Raw genomic sequence first — 19033 nt, forward strand, 5'->3', positions numbered from 1 at the left:
TTTTAATACCATATTTGACTTTATTATGCAGAGTTTTGGAAAAAAATTACGTGAGTGTAGAGATGCTAAAAAACTTTCTCAATCGGCTTTAGCTAAATTATTAAGCACCAATCATTCTATTATTGGTAAGTATGAGCGTGATGAAGTTAAACCAACTATTGACGTAGTTAAAAAACTGGCAGAAGCTCTTGATACTAATGTTGGTTATTTACTTGGGGAAACAGAAAATTCTAATATTCTTAAAGATTCTTCTATGCTCAAACGATTAAACGACATTGCCTCGTTCTCTAAAAAAGAACAAGAACATATTTTATTTGCGCTTGACGCAATGATTACTAAAATTAAATTGGGTAGTATTTAAAAATGAAAAAGCTACCTAATCGGTAGCTTAAATTCATTTGACGTTTGGATAAAGGTTTTTATTATTTAGACTCTCTTAACTTATAATCAAAATAGCTATAAATAAAAGAAGTCCAATTAATAAATTATAAGGATGTAAAAATATTTCCATAATTTCATCTTTAGACCATAGTTTCTTAAAATTAACATTCCCATTAATTTTAAACATCGTTATTATATTCAAATAAGTAAACCTAATAATAGCTCCAGGTAGACCAAAAATAAAATATAAAATTACTAAATATATATTATCAAAATTTATCATTCTGCACCAAATATAGATTCAGAAACACCTTTAACTGTTTTTAGGTTAGGGGCTATTACTTGTCTTCCCCAATACTTATTCAGTCTATTCATATTTTTTAGAATTATACCTTTAATTTTAGAGGACTTAATAGTTCTAGTTAAAACACCTTTATATTCAGCATTAAACTGTCCCATATTCATAGTAGGCTTTTTAAGCCTACCAAATGTAGCTATAGTTAACATTCCATTTATTCCTGTATCTATTCCTTCCGAACTACCTCTTACAATACCATTCCCATTTAAATGCCTTGGTCCGTTTGGACTTAATAAAGAAAAATGAGTTCCAAAAGAATACACATCATCAACCATATTATACCCCATTGAACCAACACTCGAAAGGGCAGAATCTGAATTATTTAAGCTGTTCTCTATACTGCCAAAGAAATTATGTTGTTTCTGCACGATTACAGCTATATCGTACCCACTTCCATCTTCTGTAAATCTCCAATTATTTAATGCTTGATTTCCATTCCACGAATCAAGGTCAGCTCCGCTCACTGCCATAAAAGAACCTGTAAGCTCTCCTTCGCCTGAACCACCACCGTAATCAAAAGCTAAACCATATTTGCCCTGTCCAGTAGCTACATCACTATTGTAAAATTCTCCTTTGAATCCATTTCCGACCCAACCCCAAAATCTTCCCCATTTGGTTTTCCAACCACCATCTGGGTCTATTCCGTTAATCCAATCATTCCCCATTCCTACATAAGGACTATGATATTGTCCATAAGGGTCAGTAGTAAGCCATCTGTTTATTCTTGGATCGTATAATCGAAGCTCGAATGCAACTTTTCCAGTCTCTTGGTCAAGTTCCTGTCCTTGGTAATCATACCTATAATCTCCAACGATATTTCTATTAGGCATTGCCATCCCGCCTGAAAAGTAATCTAATGCATTTTTTTTCTGCGTTTGACCGTTTTTACAAGCACCTTCACTTCAAAATTTTATAAAAGAACGTTCCTTTCATCATCTATCCACTTGCAATATACTATTTTCTGTTAATTGCCACGCAAGTAAAACCCAGTTTTCTCGTACCTCAAAAGCCTCTGTGTTTTCCTTGCTTCCTTTTCCTCGGTATGTTACATAATTGGCATTATAATACAAGTTTAAGCGTTTATATTTGATTGGTTTTTCTCTTGTAAGTTATAATGTAAATTATGTAAAATACTCCCATTCGCCTGACTTCCGACGCTCACATTGGAACTCGGATTGACATTTTCGTTTCTATTCAAAAGATTATAAATACTAACGCCTTTCAGTTGTTTCATTTTAAAAGCTTGCGGAACTCATCCGCATCAGCCAACAACTTCCGCAACCTTTTAAAACGTTTAGCATTTGAGGAAGATTTGACGTTTTTAAAAGTTGAAGATTTAGGCGGTGGATTTTTTGAGCGTTGGCAATCTTCAGCTTTTAAAAATGTTGCCTAGCGGCAAAGAGCGACACAACAGTAAGCGGAACGAGTTGTGCAAAAAAACAAGCAAAGAAGTAAAGCAAGCTTTTTCGCTTGGTGTCTTTTTGTGAAGATTTTTTTGTGCAAATTCGGCGCGTTGGCTTACGAAGTAAATATTAATCAATCCTAGTGCGCAATGGCAGAAGTTGGTGGCAAAAAGCGCAGTGGCAAGTTGGATATTTTACATAATAGCAATTATAACGACGATTTTTTATCTTCTAAAATAACAACTCTAAAAATTGTGCGAAGCGAACTTATAATTACTATTATGTAACATAGCTTGGGATGGTTTTTATGGCGGATTTTTTGTTTTTGAGCGTTGGCAATAGCTGTTTATAATTGTGAGGAACGAGCAAGTTATAAAGTGCTATTTGCGCGTTGGCTTACAAAAAATGTGACGTAAAAACCATAGAAGTGGTGGCGAGCGGAACAAAACAAAAGACAGAGGATTTTTGCCTTTTTCGGCAAAATACTGGGTTTTGTTTTGTGTGGGATTTATGCGATTGGATGATATTTGTTGATATCCTCTTTTAAATCTTCCAAGTCGTTTATTAGATAGTTTTCAGTTGAACTAACGTAACGATGTCCTGCAAAATATTGTACTTCTCGAAGATTGTAAACTTTTAACCAACCAGTAATTACCGAAGCTCGTATTTGTTTTACACTTTCAACTTGCTTGTTTTGTTTGTGTAATTGTTGCATCAGTTTTTGCATTACGTTCTGTAATTTTAAACTGCTTCCTTGAGTAACAAAAAATAAATCGGTTTGCTTATTGGTTTCCTGTAAAATGGTTTCTCTTGTTTTTAATTGATATTCCATAAAATCCAAGATTTGATGTGCTTCCAGTTTTAAGGTTCTTTCGTTACTTCTGCGACTACCTTTTATAAAGATTTTACCTTCTCGCAATTTTACATCTTTGATAACTAAATTTTGTATATCATTTGTATTTAAACCTTGATAAACCAACAAACTTACTATAATTTCATTTCGCTTTTTGGATAGACTTTCACTTTCTAAATTCTTATAATCAAAGTAGATTTTCTCTAATTCTTGTTTGGTTAAAATGTTATGTAATACTTTCCGCTTTATTCCTTTTATTTGGACGTTTACCGTTGGATTTTCTGCTACAAAACCTAATTCTTGTAAGTAGTTATAATATTGCTTTAAACTTGCTAAAACCGTTTGTATCGTGATTTGTTTTACAGTTCCTTTTTTACTTTGTATGTAATGTGTAATATCATTATAACTTGCTGCTGCTTCTGTAATATTCTCTTTATTTAACCATTTTTTATAGCGTTCAATATCCTTTAAATAACGTTCACTACTTTTAATACTGTAGCCTTTTTGTAATAGATATTTGATAAACTCGGGTTGGTCTTTTTCATTCTGTAAACGTTGTAATAATTCCAGTTCTGCATCTTCTGTAACTTTCTTTTTACGTGTTCTACTATCTTTGGTTTTACCTAATTTAATTGCCATCTTCTTGATTTACTAAATGAGTATAAACTTGTGTAGATTCTAAAGAGTTATGTCCTAAAAATCTACTGATATTTTCTAATGGCATTCCGTTTGAGAGTAGATGTGTAGCAATACTATGACGTAAAACGTGTAATCTTACATTCTTTTCTTGTAGCTGTAAATCGTCTGTTCTTTGTTGCAATAACTTTAAACGTATAGACATACTTTGTGAGGATAATTGTTTTCCTCTTTCATTGATAAAAAAGGCTGATTCTCGTTTATCTTTGATTAGATTTATTCTACCATCATAAACGTAATCTTGTAGATATTTTGAGTTGGTTTTATTAAATGGTACTAATCGTTCTTTATTGGCTTTTCCTTTTCTAACGTGCAAGATTTGTTTATCAAAATTAATATCATCGACTGTTAAATGATAACCTTCATTTCTTCGTAATCCACAACCATAAAACACAGTTAACATTGCACAATCTCGTAATGCAATCGCTTCAAAAAAGTAATGTGGTTTTGTGTATTTTATATTCTTGGGATAGTGTTGTGTAGCTTTATAAAGTTGTTGTATTTCTTCTGTAGTTAGTATTTCTATATGTTTAGTATCATCATTTTCCCAATCAATATTTAAGGTTGGTAAAATCATTCTACCACTTTGCCGTAAATACTCTGTGAACTTGTAAAGTGCTTGTAATTGTTTGTTTAAACTGCCATTGCTTAATGCTCCGCCTTTTCTATCATTACTTCGTAATTTCAAGTTGTTGTAATGGTCTTTTATGATTTGATTATCTAATTGATTGATGTTATTAATATTGTTCTGTTCGAGGTAGTAAAATAATTCTCGTATGTGATTGGGAAGATTGTAAACCGTACTTTCTGCATATCCTAAAATATCTAACCATTCTCTAAATGATTTCTCGATATATTGAAAGCTCTCGTTTTTAAGTATTAGTTTTTTCATTGCACTTATCCATTTTTTAGATTTGTTGCGACTTACACTTAAGTAATTGATTTTGTGATTACTATTTCGCAAAAAGAGTACTTGCGTTTTAATTGCGCTTTGCGACTTATTTCTTCTTAATATTCTGTAAAGCCTTATCTAATGCGGTTTGTATATCCTTTTGTAGTGTTTCGTAATCTTTAGATATAACCAGTTCAAACGTGTAACTTCTTGTCTTTTTATTGGTGTTTCGTTTTATGTAGCCTAATAGTTGTAAATGCTTGTGATAGTTACGTAAAGTGCTTTCTTTAATGCGTAATTGTGTTCTAATTTCTAATCCTGTAAATTCCTTTTTCTTTTTAGCTTTTAAGTACGTTTTAAGTGTTTCTAAATAGTTTCTGCAACTTCCTGTTAGTTCATCACTTTTACGAAGTAATACTTCCTTTAAAAGCCTATTTGCATTTTCAATATCCTCTAATGTGGTTTCAATATATATTTCTCCTGTTTCCTTATCTGTTTGTTGCTCTCGTTGGTATTGATAGTAAAATGTAATGGCTTCTATAAATTGTAAATAATGGTTGTTGGTTCTTCTCGGTTTAAATACAGATTGCGGAAGATTGAGTTTATTAGCAAAAGGATTTCTAATAGTAATTGGTTTTAAAACTCGTTGTGTATTCTGTAAAAACTCTTGTATTTCTTTTTGTTCGTAGGTATTGATTTCGCCAGCAGATAATTGACGTTGATATTGCATTATTTTCTCGTCCTGTATCGTGCTTTCATCAAGATAAATTAAAAAACTTCTATTGGCATTATCTTCGTAAATATGTTCTTTGGTAGTACAACCTGCAACACAAACAGGACCTTCAACGACTAAATATTTTGTTTGGGTTTCGCCTTTGGTATTCTTGCTTGCAATGGTTTTTACTATTCTTTTTTTAGTTTGTAATTCTCGTAATGGATAGAGTGCATTTTCTGCTCCGTCTAAATCTTCTATTAATATGACTTTGTTTTTAAGTTCTTGTTTACCGAAGTAGTAAAAGGCATTTTCAGATAGAGTAGTAATACTTACACGTTCTTCTTCTGGAATAAGTTCGCCTACTTTTTCTTGTAAATGTGTTTTTCCTGTTCCAGAACTTCCCAAGCCAATAACGTGTAACGGTTGTTCTCTTTTTCTGCTTGTAAATATGATATACATTAATAATCGGTTTATTTCTTCTCCAATTACTCCAGACTTTCCAATGAGTTCATTTGTTTTAGTTAGTAAATCGGTTTGCTTTAAAAAGGTTTCTGCTTCTTCGATTTCTCCAAGATTGAGTTTTTTAAATTTTGGTTTTAGGTTTTCTTCTTTGGTTTTTATTTCTTGAAGTCTGTACTTTTCCAGTTCTTCCGTGAGTTCTGATAATGAAGCTGATATTATTGATGTTCCTATTTCTAAACGTTCTGCACATTTTCTAATAAACTTCTCTAATTGTGTATCGTTGTATAAATCGAGGTTATGTCTTACTGGTGGTCTGCTACTTTCTTGTAATTGTACTTTTAAAGTGCTTCGCATTCTGTCAAGACCTTCTAACTTTATACCTCCTAAAACTGTTAATTGCAGTAAATCGTTCTCGTAGATTAATTGGTCTGTGCTGTCTGTTTGAAGTTTCATAAAAAAGTTTATCCGTTCATTTATGACCCAAAATTACTACTTATGACTAATTTTACAAAATATTTATTACTTTTTTATATCATTTATGAACGGTATATTTGCAAATACAGTTATTTAACTGCTTTTTAATACCATATTTGACTTTATTATGCAGAGTTTTGGAAAAAAATTACGTGAGTGTAGAGATGCTAAAAAACTTTCTCAATCGGCTTTAGCTAAATTATTAAGCACCAATCATTCTATTATTGGTAAGTATGAGCGTGATGAAGTTAAACCAACTATTGACGTAGTTAAAAAACTGGCAGAAGCTCTTGATACTAATGTTGGTTATTTACTTGGGGAAACAGAAAATTCTAATATTCTTAAAGATTCTTCTATGCTCAAACGATTAAACGACATTGCCTCGTTCTCTAAAAAAGAACAAGAACATATTTTATTTGCGCTTGACGCAATGATTACTAAAATTAAATTGGGTAGTATTTAAAAATGAAAAAGCTACCTAATCGGTAGCTTAAATTCATTTGACGTTTGGATAAAGGTTTTTATTATTTAGACTCTCTTAACTTATAATCAAAATAGCTATAAATAAAAGAAGTCCAATTAATAAATTATAAGGATGTAAAAATATTTCCATAATTTCATCTTTAGACCATAGTTTCTTAAAATTAACATTCCCATTAATTTTAAACATCGTTATTATATTCAAATAAGTAAACCTAATAATAGCTCCAGGTAGACCAAAAATAAAATATAAAATTACTAAATATATATTATCAAAATTTATCATTCTGCACCAAATATAGATTCAGAAACACCTTTAACTGTTTTTAGGTTAGGGGCTATTACTTGTCTTCCCCAATACTTATTCAGTCTATTCATATTTTTTAGAATTATACCTTTAATTTTAGAGGACTTAATAGTTCTAGTTAAAACACCTTTATATTCAGCATTAAACTGTCCCATATTCATAGTAGGCTTTTTAAGCCTACCAAATGTAGCTATAGTTAACATTCCATTTATTCCTGTATCTATTCCTTCCGAACTACCTCTTACAATACCATTCCCATTTAAATGCCTTGGTCCGTTTGGACTTAATAAAGAAAAATGAGTTCCAAAAGAATACACATCATCAACCATATTATACCCCATTGAACCAACACTCGAAAGGGCAGAATCTGAATTATTTAAGCTGTTCTCTATACTGCCAAAGAAATTATGTTGTTTCTGCACGATTACAGCTATATCGTACCCACTTCCATCTTCTGTAAATCTCCAATTATTTAATGCTTGATTTCCATTCCACGAATCAAGGTCAGCTCCGCTCACTGCCATAAAAGAACCTGTAAGCTCTCCTTCGCCTGAACCACCACCGTAATCAAAAGCTAAACCATATTTGCCCTGTCCAGTAGCTACATCACTATTGTAAAATTCTCCTTTGAATCCATTTCCGACCCAACCCCAAAATCTTCCCCATTTGGTTTTCCAACCACCATCTGGGTCTATTCCGTTAATCCAATCATTCCCCATTCCTACATAAGGACTATGATATTGTCCATAAGGGTCAGTAGTAAGCCATCTGTTTATTCTTGGATCGTATAATCGAAGCTCGAATGCAACTTTTCCAGTCTCTTGGTCAAGTTCCTGTCCTTGGTAATCATACCTATAATCTCCAACGATATTTCTATTAGGCATTGCCATCCCGCCGGGATAGTAATCGGTCTGGTTTGTCAAAGATAGCGCATTCTGGCCATCTTTCACCAACACCGCGCGCACGTTGCCAAGGTGGTCGGTAATCTGGTAGGCGTAGGTGCCCTTGTCGGTATCCCGTTGGTCACGATAGAACACGCCGATCCTACTACTGCCATAGACCGGGTGCTCCTCTGGGACCTCTCCCCTTTGCGCGCTTTCAACTACCCTGCTGTAGATCGCCACGGTGCTTCCACCGACATCCCTGACGTAATAGGTATTGGTCTTTGGGCTACCGTTTACATAGGCTTCCTTCCTAACCCGCTGCCCCCTGTCATTGTAATAGAGGGCCAGCTTCGGCTCCACCCCAAGGGCTATCTGGATATTGTCCAGGAATACATGCGTGTCCCGGGATGGCGCGTTTGTGTAGAGCTCGATCTCAAAGCGTACCATAGAGGTGAGAGGTGTAAAGCCAAGGGTCACGTCACGGTCGTAATAAAGGCTGCATCGCGAGCCAGTGTGGTCGGGATCGTTGATCGGGGCAAGGGCGGTGTTATAGCTCGAAGTTGCAATGGGAAGGGTGCCGCCCTTGTCGTATATCGTGATCTTGAAGCCGGTGGCATCATTCTCAAAGGCGATCACGTCAAGGTCAAGCTCATGTCCAACCCCAGGGATCACGTTGAAGTCCCTTCTGGCCCTCCTGTTCCCGTTGAGCCTGAGATGAAGGCTCCTGCCGTACTGTACCGACAGGCTGGGGCAATCCAACTTTTTTATGTCATAAACCCCGGAATAGTTGATACTGGCCGTGCCACTGTCCTCGCTCCAGTAGAGGAGCTCGGTATCGGTCACGTTACCGTAGTCTTGCTCGTAGAGAGTGAACTGGCCATTGCCAGCCCCCACTGTATTGGAAAAGGTATGGATCCGCTTCACCAGGCCAGAGCTGTTGTACTCGTAGAGCATACGTCCCTCAACGTCAACAGTGAGCTGCCCTATGTCATTGTACGTATAATTAGGGAGACCGTTGTTGGTCTGGTCCCTTAAGTCGTCATAACGGTCAGGGTCGATATTGTCACCAGTGTCCCCAACGTGCTGAAGCTTGTTGCTACCGTCGTAGTGGTAGGTAAAGTCGTCCATATCATTGGTGCCAGAACCATTGGTCACACCGTTCCTCTTTAGGCCCTGGATGTTCCCGTTGGCATCATAAGACAGATTGCTCACGCTGTAGTCCTGGTTGGAGTCTGCTGTGAAGTTGTTCTGGTACTGCCCCCCGCCGATCGATACCTGGTCACTGGCACCGAAGTTTGCCGTGGAGAGCCAGTTGTTCTTGTCATAGCCGTACATATAGGTGTTGAACTCGTCCCGGGAGGAGAACCCCTGGGTACTGGAGTGCAGCGCCTTGATGTTGCCGTTGTACTGCTCGTTGCCCGTATTGGTCTGACGGGCGATCGGGGTAAGGGTACCGGGCCTCTGGTAGTCCCCGTTGTGGTAGTCTATGGCAAGGCCGAAGACATCCGTCAGGAAACCGTTGCCGCCGCCGTCCCCACCGGGATCATTGCCAACGCTCAGCGAGGGGTGGTTGATGGCCTTCAGCTGCCCATTGAGGTTGTAGACGTAATCGATCCCCTGCAGGTTGCCGGCAAGCTCCGTACGCCTGAGACTGCCAGACTCGTTGTACCTGTAGGTCGCCTGTAGCTCCTGTGCCGCCCCGTCGGTAGAGGTGCGAACCTGGCCGAGCCGACCTGCATCATCGTATCTATAATGGTGCACAAAGCGCTCAGAGCGGCTGTGGCGTTGGTAGTCCACCTCCAGTACCTGACCGTTGACCGGGTCGTAGACATAGTCTATGGTCTTTAGGCAGGAAAGACCGGGGATATCCTGAACTATCCACCTGACACGGCCAAACACGTCATAACTGTACCATGTTGTCGTGGTCCAGGGATTGCCCGTGGAGGTCTTCGAGACGTTGCCAGCAACGAAGGTCTGCGCATAATCCCGCGCCGGGAGGCCACAGTTCTTTAGCTTCTCCTCAAGGCCAGAACCCGGCATATCGTACACGGTATAATGGTTGTCGCTGAAGTTCCCCGCCCAGCTTCCCAGTACCGCTACATCGACGTAGGCCGAGAGCGTACCGAATGCATTGCCATATCTGAAAGCCCCGCTCTCCACAGGTCGCCCGAGGTTGTCGTAATTGGTATAGGACACCTCCGAGATCAGAGCCTGCTCGCTGTTCTGTGAGAAACGGATCTGCCCGTCACTGCGGTACAGGAACATTGCCGTGCCCTCATCGGGGCTGGTGGTCTCCAGCAGCTGGCCAAGGCTGTTATAGGAAAAGGTGCTCTCAAGATGGTTGAGGGGCTGCTTTGAACTTACCAGGCGCTGCGCCCTGTCAAAGTAGTTCAGGCTATAGTCATAATAATTTACCTGGTGCGTGACCGTAATAGGACCGCTATCGCTACTACCATAGCCATAGGTGTCGCTCACAGCGATACGGTAAAAGCCCGATGGCACGCTGCGTGATGCGGACGCTGTGGTTATAGGGGACAGTTGCGTCTCGGTAATCAGGTCATAGATCTTAAGGGGGCCACTGGCCGTGGCGCTCGGGTTCAATACCGAGAACACGCCGGCACCCTTGGGAAGGTGGATGTCGATATAGCCAAGCTCGCCGATCTCAAGGGTCGTGGCATAGGTCTGGGGCGTGCCCTGCTCATTGCCGCTGCGGGCGGCCGCAATCGTATTGCCGTCCGTATCCGAGAAGACAACGGTGTCCACACCGTTGACGTCCCTGACCACCTGCTTGGTGACATTGCCATGGCTGTCATAGCCTGAACCGAAAGCAACCGATGCCGAAAGCTCCGTGCCTGCTGGCATGGTAAAACTGTAACCCTGTTTCCACTCCCCGCCGATCTTGTTGCCTCCAATTACCCTGAGTACGTTGCCTGGATTGAGCTTGCTGAAGACTTTCCTTGAGAACGGGTAATCCGTGATATCCTGATAGGGGCTGTCACTGTTGTTAATACTGTAATAAGTCCTCAAAAGGGCATTGCTGCCCACCTGGTCAGGGTCATCGATCGTGGCCGTCGACAAGTCAAAATCCGCATAGGTATAGCTGTTGTTCGCCTCGTTGAGCATAAAGTTGCCAGAGTAGCCGAACTGGTGTCCGATAGGGGCACCTAGGGTCAGCAGCGCCGGCCTGCCATGGCGGTCGTATAGCGATGCGCTAGCCCAGACCTTATCGGTCATGATGTCCCAGCTCTGGGACTGCGTGGGCTTGCTCAGAGAGTTGAAGAAGTTGCGGCCCTTTGAGATCGTGGCGCCCGAGAAATCGAAACCGATATTGCTGATCTGGTTCTTGTTGCCCCAGAGCAAAGGGGCACCCTCAAGAGGGACGCCCTCCTGGCCGCTGGCCATTAAAGGCAACATCAGCAGTGCGGCCAACAATATCGTAATCCTGAAATGTATCGTGCGCATATTCTCCATGTTTATCGCTTTATCGTATCATAGATGCTCCTTACAGAGATAATCTTGCCGCCCTGTTTGTCTCTCTCGATAATGGTCTCATTATCAATATAAACGTTCTCATCGGTCGCATAAGGCCTAGGCACTTTTAACTGAGGATTAGGTAAATTCTCGGAACATCCTAAATAAATAGAATAAGCTGGTCCACTTGTACCCGACACCTCACCTGTGGCTAAATTTGTTATTCTATAACCTAATATTATATTTTCTACAAAGCCACTTTGGCAACTAGACCATTCCCTGTAATACGTTTGAGGACAAAATCTACCATTGCTTGCAGTTACATCAATCCAATTAGACGTTGTTTCAGTAATAGGATCATAGTATATATATTCATAAGTGAAATTACCCGACATGTTTGGATCTTTTGTATAGATGTGAAAAGTATAATCTGCACCACTGCACTCATCGTGACATTTAGACACCTCAATATTAGACCAATTACTGTTACTAATCGAAAAATTACACCCTCCAAAAGTTAAACCGCCGTTTAATGTATCAATCTCACCAGTAGCTTGATCAGTAACCCTTACCTCTACACGCCAATATTTATCGTATCTATCACCGCTACCGCACAATTTTAATGCATAAGGAGCAAGCATTGTGTGATCGCCGCTTATGTATGGAGAATAAGTATTAGAATTATAATTTGTCATCCAACGCCACTCATAAGTGTAATTACCTGAACCCCCAGCCACATCAGCTTCGTAGCCCCGTTCTAAAAGTGCTATACATGTTTGATTTACAGATTTTATTTTTAAAGGATCAAAATCATTTGTATCGCAAACATCTCCTTCCTTATCGTTATCAGTATCGAGCTGATTCGGATTGGGGGTATTAATGCAATTGTCGCATCTATCTCCTACACCATCGCCATCTCTATCTTTTTGGTCAGCGTTCGCAATGTAAGGGCAATTGTCACAATTGTCGGCAATACCATCTTGGTCTGAATCCTTTCCTTCACAATTATTAATGTTATCACACGCGTTTCCAACACCATCACCGTCCTCGTCCGCTTGACTACTGTTACTTATTTTCGGGCAATTATCACAATCATCCCCTATTCCGTCATTGTCATAATCAGATTGTTTTGGATTGAGTGTTTTAGGGCAATTATCACATTCGTTACCAATCCCATCATTATCTACATCATATTGTCCAGAATTTGAATCCTTTGGACAATTATCACATAAATCATTAACACCATCCGCGTCAGTGTCATATTTACCGCAATCATTTGAAGTATCACAAAGATCACCAATCCCATCATTATCGCTATCTAATTGATCTGGATTAAATGCTTGTGGACAATTATCGCAAGCCGTACCTATACCATCTGCATCAAAATCTGCTTGATTAGAATTTGGAGTTTTTAGACAATTATCACAATCGTTACCAACTCCATCGCCATCTGTATCATAGGTTCCACAATAATATCCGCTATCACATAGATCACCAACACCGTCAGCATCAGCATCGATTTGATCAGGATTAAAATAATTAGGACAATTATCACATAAATCACCAACCCCGTCCTCATCTTGGTCAATAAAATTCGGATTCTCAATTACCCCAGTCTCATCATTAATTTGTGGGTCACAAGCATCATTCAAATCACAGACGTCACCTATGCCATCATTATCATTATCTAACTGAAGTGGATTAAATTCAGAAATACAGTTATCGCAAATGTCACCCATGCCGTCGCCGTCTTGATCATCTTGATTAATGTTTGCGAAAAATGGACAATTGTCGCAGGCATCACCCAAACCATCGTTATCACTGTCTATTTGATCAGGATTGAAGGTATAAACACAATTATCTTGATTATCCTGAACTCCATCACCGTCCGTATCATCAAATGGCACTTCATCACAAACATCTCCTACACCATCTAAATCACTGTCTAATTGGTTGGAGTTAGGAGTATAAACGCAATTGTCATCATCATTTAGTATTCCGTCATTGTCAATATCATCGTCACAATTATCGCCTATACCATCATTATCAGTATCCATCTGACCATTATTAGGTGTGGCGATACAATTATCATCATCATTTAAAATACCGTCATTATCGATATCATCATCACAAATGTCTGGCAGGCCATCACCGTCAGTATCTGGCTGACTAGGATCATCCAAATATTCACATGGGTGAATTATATTTATTACATCGTCAAAACAACCATACCAATTAATATCGTCATAATAAGAATCCACGGAAGCCCCTGCTGCTGCATATTTATATTTGTTCTTACCGGTTACCTTAAATCCACCCTTAAAATTATCAGTCTCATAAGGAATTTCCTTATATGATTTGATTAGGCGACCTGCATTATCGTATTTAAATGAAGTCGCCATATTATTAGCATCCAACATATAACTTAGGTCATCCGTGGCATCATTATAAATGTAGGTATTAACGCTTGAACTTACTGGATGTATTCTAAAGTCATCGAAAAACTGATTTATAAAATTTGCATTTCTGACATAAACGTTAAACGAAGCTCCATTCTCGTATTTAATATAATAATTTCTAAGCTCCCAGCATGCTGCTCTTACTATCTCTTGCGGATCAACTCTAACGTTATTAAAATACACAGCGTTTTGTTTGTAACCCTGTTTCACTGCAGACCAAAAAGAAACTTTATAGACTCCAGGTCTCAATAAATTAGATGCTTGACTAGAATTATAGTTTACTTGAAACACCTTATTACTTGTGCTTGTATTTGTTACTGAATAACCACCTGAATGCGCCAATTGATTGGTTCTAAAGTTAGCCCCGTAGACATCACCTTCAAAACGATTTCCACTCAGTATACGTTCAGCACTTGAGAAAAACATCTCAGTCATTTTTGCATTACCTGAAATCAATACCTTTGATTGATCTGTTGACGTCCTTGATCCTGCAAAATTGTTGTTAATATCTCTTGTTTCTAGAGGGCTAGAAAAATGATTGTACCTTGTAATCTCTGATACATTCTGCCATCTTGTATCATTTGGCTGCCCAAGACCCCAATTAAATAAATTATTGGTTTCACTTATATTAGTAGCATAAGTACCATCTGGGTCAACATCTTCCTTCCAAACAAAAGTTTTATGCATTCTCCATACAGAAGTGCCAGAACTTTCATTGCCATAATCATCCCTATAAATCCAATCTTTATTCCAAGTATTTATAGATGCATTTACCGTCTTCCATGAACTACCACCATTTAATGAAATCTGTGATACTGTCATTGCCTCTTGAGTCAGCATATTTTTATTAGAGTAGTCCAAGATCTTGGATGACATACGTCCTGGGTTTTGACCATCGTAAAAATTATACGCCGGTATTCTAACATCCCTCTTTAAAGTACCGTCCGCCGTTTTGGTCGTACTTTCCCTAAAACTGCTTAGCCATGGATCTATATTAGAATACTCTACAGAGGAAACAAGATTATTGGAATGAGAGACAACTCTCTTGATCATATTATTATATTCTGTTTTTGATGAAATACTTAACAGGCGTTTAGTTTCTACATCAACTACGTTTAGGCCATCAGTGTCCGTTTGAAATATGGTTTTCATAGAGTTGAAGGATTCTTTGACATACCCTTTGTTTAGTTCTGCATCATTATAATTACCAATATTATTACCATTAATATCGAATAAATTGTTTGTTTTTTCACCTGTCAAAATGGCACCATTGATATACTCATTTTCTGTTTTGAAAAGTATGTGACCTTCATCATTTAGATTTTCAATGGACTTAATTTGACCAATTAGAGCTGTATTTACATTAATATCAATTTTTTTTGCAGCGACTTTTTTTAAGCCTGCACCATCCAACCCTCCAAAGTTATCTTCAACTGAAGCCCAAAAAATATCGTCCTCACCTCTAGCATCTGCTTCTAAAGCTGCCATTTCAATATTTGGATTAAAAATATCATGAATTGGCTTTAAGACATGATGCCTATATCTTGTTTGAGAGTCAAATTCGCCATTTTGAGTCTTTTCCGTCATAGTTACGTACTCGTACATTACTCCAGGAGCTGGAACCTCTGATTGATATGGTACATATTTCAATCCATTAACAGGTGTGTAGGAGGTAATCCCAGATGAAAGCCCTTCTCTTAGATGACCCATTGGATAATTATAATCATACTCCACCCAATAATTTGTATTTGAGGAAATATCTGTAGTTTTTAGTTTTTTAACTCTTAATCCTCCGCCTGTTTCATCCTCTGGAACCCTATTTGCCAAAAGTTTGTACAGCATAGTATGATGATCCATCCTAGCTCGGTCAGCTGAAGGAATAAAGCCCCTAATTCCTGGATAAAACACGTTCGATCCACATCCACTAGCTTTGCAGAACCATCTGTTTCTAGCTCTAGACATATCCTGTCCAACATTCCAGGATGTATTATTTTGAGTTCTTAGTACAACTTGATTCTGATTGGCACTATGAACGATAACGTAGTCATTATTTTTAATATTGATCCCTCCCCAATCATTATCTGATAAAATATTTTTTTTCTTTCTTCTAGCAGCCCAATAATCAAAAAACACTCTCTCCCCAACAATGAAATAATCGCTGAAGTCTTCTACCATAGCATTTGTTGGAATTCCATCCTGATTTGTTATTGTAATTTCAGCGTCTCCACTAGGTAGTTTTCTTGTATGAATTTTCAAGCTATTTTGCCAGTAGCGCCTTCCAAAGGCCTCGATCCAATAATCATCCTCTTCATAGTCAATTTGAATCTTAGCTCCCGTTGGAGTAGAAATTTCTTTGAGGCTCCACCCCTTTATTCGTTCCACACCATTATAGTTATTTTTTAAAAACCCCCAATTATCAACTGCCTCTCTCTTGTTTCTAACATAATCGATAGCCGAACTTGAATTTTCAGAAATGCCAGCCAGAGAAACATTAGGCATGTCTTTCAAAAAATAGTTAAATTTATAAGGAGGCATATAATACGCACCACCACGACCTTTGAAATAAACCTTATTCAGTGTTAGCCTTCCTTGATGCCCTGAAGTCAGATTTGGCGGTAACTCCATAGATGAAGCTGATTTTTTTGCTAAGCCATAATCATAATCAAATTCAATTACCCTGAGAGCATGTTGATTTAGAAAGCTTTGAGACACATCATTTATATCGAATACGTGAGACTCTCGATGTATTTCATATTCATAATTGGAACCATATTCGTCAATGAAATATGGAGATTCCCATCCAGGACTACAAACATCATTCCTTGTATAATTTAAATTTGAAGGCAATGCGCCACCAAGACTACCTGCGTTATTTTTATTTAACTCCTCTGCCTTTTCAGTTTGGAGTAATACAATCTTACTTAGTTTTAAACTATATTCTCTTTTATAATTAACACCGCTTTCACGAACATAAATATTATCAGTATTATTCATTCCAGAGTTACCCCCAGTTGTCTTTAATGTTCCATCTCTATTATCTGACGTTTGGTAATAAGGTGATTCGCATGCAGAAGGGTTAAATTGGCATATAGGATTACTATCATTGTGCATGCCAAAATGTAAATCTTTACCAACCGCATCATATCTAATATCTTTAATAAAAATTGCTGTCTTCCTTCTAGTCTTTATTTTATCAAGATAGTATAGCTGTTTTCTTCCAAACTGATAATACCCTTTATCTTTCTCTTCAATATCACTAAATAAATTAGTATTGTAGTCTCTTACGTTATCCTCAAAAGGAGTTCTCCAAACGTATCCATCACTCCACTTACCATATTCCAACTCCACCCAATATCCATAATCATTTGTATCTATCTTCTTGTTGTTGTTGTTATCTATATAATCAGAACCTGTGATTGCTGTCAACAACCAATGAGTCGCATACCTTGAATACTGTCTTCTTTCTTGGACATTGGTAGCGTTACCTTGAGGATATTCATCCGTTTCTATAAGATTCCGATGAATTTGTTCAAAATGATATACAGGCAAAGAAAAATGATAGGTTTTACCATCTGTTGAGGTAATTTTATAAGCACCAATACCATCTGGATCAAATTTTGATGGATTGTTTCGATCGAGGTCATTCTGGTTGTTAGGAGTTATAAGACCTCTTGTTGTTGCATAACCTGATGCTATCTGGGCATTTGTGAACACCTCGATATAGTTTGGAGTTTTTGCTCTATTGTAAAGGTTCTGATTAGTAAAAGATTTACTTAAATCCAATCCTCCATTTTTGAGAAAGCTATTAAGGTTTGAACCGGAAGCGCTATTAAATTCACTTGGTCTCACAACCTCCCTACTAGTTAACTGTCCGTCAAAATAAAAATGCAATTCATTATTACCTCCTCCAAAATTTCTTTGAGCGGAATTAGAAGACGACCCTTTATGCCAAAAGACATGTATGTCCTTCCCACTCTCATTTGTTGTTCTTTCTCCTTTTCCAAAGACGGGGATATTTTGAAAAAGTCTTGGAGACATAACACCGCTTAGCCCTTGGGTATTGACACTATAGTTATCATACCCTACGTAAGTGAAATTAATGTTTTCGATAGTTTTTGAATAATCACCAACAAATTCCTCCTCAGGCTGAGGAAGTCTTGTCGAATAGACATCAAAACTATTGGTTCTTTTTTGATAATCATTCAAACCGTTTCTATTACCCGATTGGTTTGTTCCTGCCGTCATTTCGTTGAAATTACCTGCATATAATGCGCCCCATTCTCTATTAACAAACCCCTTTCTTAGAGAATATTTTACCTTAGATTTACTGAAACCTAAAGTTATTGGAATTCCAATGACATGAAGAGGCAACGCTACGGCAGTACTTTGTTGATCAATGCTGTAGTCGCCTTGCGAAAAGCTACTAGAATTCATCCCGCCTCCTGCCGAACCAGAAACTCCTTTTTTAGTTTGCCCAGCAAACATACCGACTCCAAAGCCACCATCAGAAGACATCCCCATTCCAACAAATTGGTTTTCAGCAACAGCGACTCCTAAACTTCCTGATACACTCCATTGATTTTGCAAACTATAAGACAAACTAGCACCAACTCCTAAACTCCCGATACTTACGGACGCACCTAGACCAACTGAAACGTTCCCTGATGTATTGGCAGATGCTCCAGCACCTACATTAGCTACATCGCCTACTTTCAAAATATGAGCTGATGCATTTACGGAACCTGATATGCCTTTTCCCGCACCCCAGTTCATTCCTACACCTACTGACGCCCCAATGGGAAATCCTACATCAACGCTTATTCCATAATAGACCTCTGTTTTGTAATATGACGTGAAATTAATTCCTACGCCGTTCCTTATATCATCGGCGGTATTGGTAACAGTTCTATTAATAGCACCAGGATTCAAATACCACCCTAGACCTACCCATGAGGCCTCCATATCCATGGCAATACCTGCATGATAAGAGAGGTTTACAGGAAAGCCATCAACTGATAAAAGAGGTAATACATAAGACAGGTCTCCTGAAGCCAAATTAACCATATCAGTTGCATCTACTGGCTCAAAACCAGAAGCTTCCGGAGAATTTGGTCCTTGGGCTTGGCTATAATTTGCACTAAACGCAGCGATAAGTATAAAAAGCATTATTAAATTTGATCCTTTTCTAATACTCATTT

9 protein-coding genes are annotated in these 19033 nt (G+C 38.2%); 3 read left to right on the top strand and 6 right to left on the bottom strand.

Features of this window, described 5'->3' with window-relative positions:
• Nucleotides 1-25: 25 nt before the first annotated feature.
• Nucleotides 26-361 (top strand): helix-turn-helix domain-containing protein, encoded by a 336-nt coding sequence (locus ESY88_RS09015; protein WP_147086345.1) that lies wholly within the window; start codon nt 26-28, stop codon nt 359-361.
• Between the two features lie 299 nt (nt 362-660).
• On the opposite strand, the gene ESY88_RS09020 is transcribed toward ESY88_RS09015, so the two are convergent.
• Nucleotides 661-1575, bottom strand: a complete 915-nt coding sequence (locus ESY88_RS09020; RefSeq protein ID WP_147086349.1) for an RHS repeat domain-containing protein — start codon at nt 1573-1575, stop codon at nt 661-663.
• A 389-nt stretch (nt 1576-1964) separates the two neighbouring features.
• On the opposite strand from ESY88_RS09020, the gene ESY88_RS20980 reads away from it, so the two are divergent.
• On the top strand, nt 1965-2132 hold the full coding sequence (locus ESY88_RS20980; protein ID WP_189702565.1) for a hypothetical protein: 168 nt from the start codon (nt 1965-1967) through the stop codon (nt 2130-2132).
• 518 nt (nt 2133-2650) lie between these two features.
• Here ESY88_RS20980 and ESY88_RS09025 read toward each other — a convergent pair.
• The 3 genes from ESY88_RS09025 to ESY88_RS09035 all read right to left on the bottom strand — a co-directional run bounded on the left by ESY88_RS09025 (nt 2651) and on the right by ESY88_RS09035 (nt 6213).
• Nucleotides 2651-3634, bottom strand: a complete 984-nt coding sequence (locus ESY88_RS09025) for a tyrosine-type recombinase/integrase (RefSeq protein WP_147086348.1) — start codon at nt 3632-3634, stop codon at nt 2651-2653.
• On the bottom strand, nt 3624-4583 hold the full coding sequence (locus tag ESY88_RS09030) for a tyrosine-type recombinase/integrase (protein WP_147086347.1): 960 nt from the start codon (nt 4581-4583) through the stop codon (nt 3624-3626). Before ESY88_RS09030 ends, ESY88_RS09025 begins: the two co-directional genes overlap by 11 nt.
• Before the next feature lie 106 nt (nt 4584-4689).
• Nucleotides 4690-6213 carry a hypothetical protein gene (locus ESY88_RS09035; RefSeq protein ID WP_147086346.1) on the bottom strand — a complete coding sequence of 508 codons (1524 nt, stop codon included), beginning with the start codon at nt 6211-6213 and terminating at the stop codon, nt 4690-4692.
• Between the two features lie 148 nt (nt 6214-6361).
• Here ESY88_RS09035 and ESY88_RS09040 point away from each other — a divergent pair, with 148 nt between their 5' ends.
• The gene (locus tag ESY88_RS09040) at nt 6362-6697 is read left to right on the top strand and encodes a helix-turn-helix domain-containing protein (protein WP_147086345.1); all 336 of its coding nucleotides are present in this window, start codon (nt 6362-6364) and stop codon (nt 6695-6697) included.
• A gap of 299 nt (nt 6698-6996) precedes the next feature.
• On the opposite strand, the gene ESY88_RS09045 is transcribed toward ESY88_RS09040, so the two are convergent.
• Nucleotides 6997-11367 carry an RHS repeat domain-containing protein gene (locus ESY88_RS09045; RefSeq protein ID WP_189702566.1) on the bottom strand — a complete coding sequence of 1457 codons (4371 nt, stop codon included), beginning with the start codon at nt 11365-11367 and terminating at the stop codon, nt 6997-6999.
• Between the two features lie 11 nt (nt 11368-11378).
• On the bottom strand, nt 11379-19031 hold the full coding sequence (locus ESY88_RS09050; protein ID WP_223270780.1) for a thrombospondin type 3 repeat-containing protein: 7653 nt from the start codon (nt 19029-19031) through the stop codon (nt 11379-11381).
• Nucleotides 19032-19033 lie beyond the last annotated feature (2 nt).

Source organism: Subsaximicrobium wynnwilliamsii (assembly GCF_007997225.1).
Lineage (GTDB): Bacteria > Bacteroidota > Bacteroidia > Flavobacteriales > Flavobacteriaceae > Psychroserpens > Psychroserpens wynnwilliamsii.